Origin of the sequence: Thermocrispum municipale DSM 44069 (genome assembly GCF_000427825.1) — a bacterium.
GTDB lineage: Bacteria > Actinomycetota > Actinomycetes > Mycobacteriales > Pseudonocardiaceae > Thermocrispum > Thermocrispum municipale.
Genome location: NZ_ATYT01000026.1, coordinates 1 through 3830, shown reverse-complemented (window position 1 = coordinate 3830; position 3830 = coordinate 1). Strand labels below are relative to the sequence as shown.

The window sequence follows — 3830 nt, the reverse complement described above, 5'->3', positions numbered from 1 at the left end:
TCCGGGGTGTTGGGAATCTCGTCGGCCAGCGCTCCGCGCTCGCGGGCACCCTCGCCAAGGACCATGTCCACGTGCGAAGCACTCGTTACGCGCAGGCACACTCGCGAGGTGAACAGGTCACGCATCGGCACGATGTCCTTGGAGGGCTCCTGCACGAACCCCCACAAGACATGCCCGGTGGCGCGGCCCTGCGACCCGATCAACGCCATCGGTTTCCGCAGCTCCCGCGCCGAATCCCCGTAGGCGAGCAACGCGCCAAGTTCGTCGGCGATGAGGACGTTCAGCGGCGTTTCCCGGCTCGGGGTGAACGCTCGCTTGCCCTGCTCTGCGGTCGCGTGCTGGACGCGTTCCATGTCCTGTCGAAACGCATGAAACAGATCGACCGCGTCGTCGGTGTTGTTGGCGTAGCCATGAGCCACCGGCTGCAGAGCAGCGAACTCGGTTTGTTTCGGATCGGCCACCCACAGCCGCACGATCCCGTCGCGGATCAGCGGGGCCATCGCGCGCATCTTCGACCACGCAAGGGAGTTCTTACCCGCCCCGGACGCGCCCGCGACGAGCTCGTGCTGACTAAGGACCGGCACACGCCAGTCTCCACCTTGCTCGGTCTCTCCCACATACACCGAGGTGAGGTCCACCGCGTCGGGGTCGTGCACCATCTCCGGGGCGTCGATGACCTCGGTGAACGGTTCACGCCGCTCAATGATCAGCGCGATAACCCGGGGTTTGATGCGTTCGATCGCGATGCGCTGAACGTTCAACGCGACCGCCAACTCCGGAAGTTGTTGTTCCCACTGGCGGGCGTGCTGGCCGGGCACGAGCTTGACGTAGACCGTGTCGACGTTCGGGGAGTAGGCGCGGACCCGCAGCACGCGCGGCACCAGCAGCTCACCGGTCTTGCGGTGCTGCCGCACCAGCTCGCAATCCTGCAAAGCGTGCGACCAGCGCGGACCGATGTAGCTGGTCCAGCGGCGGCGCCACCCGCGCAGCAACGGCGCGGCAAGCGTGTCGAAAGTCGCCGGGTGCGCCCGGTACCAGGCGGCCATGCCCAGCACGGCACCGCCGAGGATGCCGCCAGTCGGCGCGTAGCCAAGTTCGATCGTGCTCGCCGCGACCCCGCCCGGTAGCGCGATCGCGCCGGGATGCCGAGCTGCCCAGGCAGCCGCTTTCATCTCCCGGCCCATCCGTCGCTTCGTGGTGGTCGTGGGTTGAGTAGTTGTGCGAAGCATCGGTTGTTGTCCCCTTCTTCCAGTGCGTGGAAAGGGGGCGACCGGCCCACGCCCCTCATCGCAGAAGGGCTCGGGCCGGTCGCTACCCCAACTCGTGCTGTGTTCACTTGTCGCCGGATAGGCGCTAATTCAGGGCGATGCGGGAGTCCTCCAAACCCACCACCAGCCGCGCCACGGCGATAGCTGTCTCGTCGTGCTGCCTGCGGAAGCCGTGCTTGTTCACCGGCACACCGCGCATCGCGCGCTTCAAACGGCGCATCGACGCCGAGATACCGTCGAGAGTTCGGTCCAGCTGAACGGACATCGGTCACAGCCTCCATTCGCGAGAAATTAGTTCTGCCTCGTGGTTCTTCGCGACCTTGCGTAACTCGCTGATCTGGTCCATCGCCTTCTTCTGGAAGGAGCGCAGCTCCTGCGCCGTGCACGCCACCCAGCTGCTCTGGGACTTCTTCCGGTCCAGGCGCTTGATGTGCTGGTCGCACTCAATCAGCGCCAACATCACCTCGTCGGTCGCTGACAAAAAGTCGCGGTAGCGCTCCATCGCTACCTTGTTCACGATCGCGTTAATCACATCGACACCCTTCGTAATCTCAGACCTTGATGAGCCCCTTGGCCGATTCCAGATCGGCCACCAGGAATCGGACAGCGTTACCAACTGCCACCATCGCTTCGCGGTTAACCTCCGCACGCTTCTCGAAATCGATGAGCGCCGAATAGGCGGCGCGAATGATGTTGTCGATGCACTCCATGAGCCCCTACCCCTTCCGTAACACTGTCTGCGCAAACTCCAAACCGGCACAAAATCCGTCGCGATATCCCGCCGGTGCGTGCGCGTCGTTCGCGAACTCCCGTCGAGCGCGCTCGAGGCGCTGGACGTAGCGCCTGCGCAACCGTCGACCATTCACCCTGCTCATCTCTTCGCCTTCTCCTTCCCGCCAGCCGCGATAAGCACTGCGACGCTGGCCGCGATCGTCGCCACCCCTCCCACCGGGGAGGCGACCACAAGCGCCCATAGCAACACGGCAACAATCGGCCAGAACAGCAGATCAACGATCATTTCGACAACCTCCCGAACAGACTGTGGTGAGACCCCAAAATCCCCAAGGAGAACTTGGGAATTAAGGCGCGCCACCACAGCTGGCGCGTGTTTTAGGCATAGATCGGCCCACTCTGGAATTGTCAAACTGCAAATTTGCGCCCTCGCCCGACTCGAAACGGGCCGCCAACCTCACGCGATTTGGGGAGGGCTAGAAGATCCGCTAGGCCGCTTTGCTCGCCTTATCCGCAGCTGACGCAGCGCTACCCGAACCCGCAGGCGGCTTCGTGGCAACGGGACGCGTCGCAGGCTTCAATCCGTCGGCCTTCCACCAGATCCCCGCGTTCGAGATCCGGCCGTCGTCGTCTCGCATCTCAAAGGTGTTGATCACCGGGTTGATGAGCTCCACGAACGTCCCCAGATCAAAGCCCTCACCCGGATCGCACGGCAGGTTCACCTTGATCTCCTCGCCATCCTTCCGGCGCGGCTGCCCCGGCACGGGCTTCGGCTTCGCCAGCAACATCACCACAAAGGGCTGATCAAGCTCGACGTCGTTGCGATCCTTCGGTCGATACGGCGAACCGTCCGGGTTCGTCTTACCCTCCGGCTCCCCCGTCACCATGAACGTGTAGCCGCTCGTCACAACCGGGATGTCCCGCATCACTATCCTCCTAGCTTCTGTACAGAACAAGGTCACTTAATTAGACCTCGGTTCTGTACAGAGTTCAAGAGGGTTCTGTACAGACATTGCTAAAGCAAACGTAGAAGAGCGAGAGGACGACGTGCTGAGCACGCCGTCCCCGTCCTAGCTGGTTAGTTTGCTTCTGAGCTGAACTTGTACTCCAACACGTAGGAGCCTGAGTCAAGGATCATCTCGTTAACCTCTACCGGGCTGTTCTCGGCGGTGTAGGCCGTCCGCGCAATCACGATCACAGGCGTTCCCTGCGATAGGCCGAGCGCTCCGACCTCATCCCCGCGCGGCATGCGCGCACGCAACTCCTCCCGGAAGTGGACAGGCTCATGCCCCAGTTCCTTCAGGCGCGCGTATGAGCCACCCGGCCCGGTATCGATCTCTGTAATCCGCGACCCCGCTACCAGGTCAGCCGGGTAGTACGACGTCGCCAGCTGCACCGGCCGCCCCTCGACAAGGTACTTGCGCCGACGGACCGTCACTTTCGCGCCCGACTCCAACTCCAGTACATGAGCAATGTGTGCCGGAGCTTCTTCCTGCGTCACCTGGATGTCGTCGGCGACGGGGCGATCCTTGACATCCGAGCTCCAGATCGAGCGTCCGGCTCCCCACACGGACGTCTTGAGCCGGTCCGGTGACACCCGGCGGATCGGCCTGAACTCGCGAACGTAGGTGCCCGATCCCCGGCGCGCGATGATCAGCCCCTCGTTCTTCAGCACGTCCAGTGCGCGACGAGCGGTCGGCTGCTCCACCCCGTACTGAGCCATCAACTCGTTCTCACCAGGAACCTTGCTGCCCGGAGGAAGCTCACCACCATCAATGCGCGCCCGCAGCTCGTCCGCGATCTCCCGATATCCGTAGCGCCCCTTGCGCG

General features: G+C 63.4%; 7 protein-coding genes. All 7 read right to left on the bottom strand.

All coding sequences use genetic code 11. The features are described from left to right. Positions 1–1184, bottom strand: a 1184-nt coding sequence (locus YWM_RS0115310; RefSeq protein ID WP_028851447.1) for an FtsK/SpoIIIE domain-containing protein, incomplete at its 3' end; no start/stop codon positions are given. A gap of 169 nt (positions 1185–1353) precedes the next feature. Continuing rightward, on the bottom strand, positions 1354–1533 hold the full coding sequence (locus tag YWM_RS0115305; protein ID WP_028851446.1) for a hypothetical protein: 180 nt from the start codon (positions 1531–1533) through the stop codon (positions 1354–1356). A 3-nt stretch (positions 1534–1536) separates the two neighbouring features. Then, positions 1537–1800 carry a hypothetical protein gene (locus YWM_RS0115300; protein ID WP_052344943.1) on the bottom strand — a complete coding sequence of 88 codons (264 nt, stop codon included), beginning with the start codon at positions 1798–1800 and terminating at the stop codon, positions 1537–1539. Positions 1801–1819: 19 nt separating this feature from the next. Continuing rightward, positions 1820–1978, bottom strand: a complete 159-nt coding sequence (locus YWM_RS26230; RefSeq protein ID WP_156899190.1) for a hypothetical protein — start codon at positions 1976–1978, stop codon at positions 1820–1822. Between the two features lie 161 nt (positions 1979–2139). Continuing rightward, positions 2140–2286 (bottom strand): hypothetical protein, encoded by a 147-nt coding sequence (locus tag YWM_RS26225; RefSeq protein ID WP_156899191.1) that lies wholly within the window; start codon positions 2284–2286, stop codon positions 2140–2142. Between the two features lie 202 nt (positions 2287–2488). Then, positions 2489–2926, bottom strand: a complete 438-nt coding sequence (locus tag YWM_RS23940) for a hypothetical protein (RefSeq protein ID WP_043661334.1) — start codon at positions 2924–2926, stop codon at positions 2489–2491. Between the two features lie 152 nt (positions 2927–3078). Further along, positions 3079–3830, bottom strand: a 752-nt coding sequence (locus tag YWM_RS0115285) for a GntR family transcriptional regulator (RefSeq protein ID WP_028851444.1), incomplete at its 5' end; no start/stop codon positions are given.